Here is a 208-nt window from a genome sequence, read left to right as displayed (position 1 = left end):
CATCTGGAAAACGTTCGATATGGCCGCCTTTTGGATCTGGGGTGTTTTGATCGATACCGGCCAGTGCCAAGGCTTTTGAGTTGCCAACTGATGAATGACAGTCGGAACGGTAGATAAAGATCGGCTGTTCGGTAGTAACTTGGTCCAGATCGTCAACGGTTGGCGCGCGATGTTCTGCCAGCTTGGTTTCGTCAAAGCCCCAGCCCTC

The 208-nt window shown here is 52.4% G+C and carries 1 protein-coding gene; it reads right to left on the bottom strand.

Annotated elements, in window-relative coordinates; all coding sequences use genetic code 11:
• A partial coding sequence (locus LI126_RS15595; RefSeq protein ID WP_227165798.1) for an amidohydrolase family protein occupies positions 1-208 on the bottom strand: 208 nt, incomplete at both ends.

It is taken from the genome of Mediterraneibacter sp. 210702-DFI.5.30 (genome assembly GCF_020560115.1).
In the GTDB taxonomy this organism is placed as follows: Bacteria; Bacillota; Clostridia; order Lachnospirales; family Lachnospiraceae; genus Mediterraneibacter; species Mediterraneibacter faecis.
The sequence above is the reverse complement of the archived record's forward strand: the minus strand, read 5'-3'. Positions and strand labels throughout refer to the sequence as shown.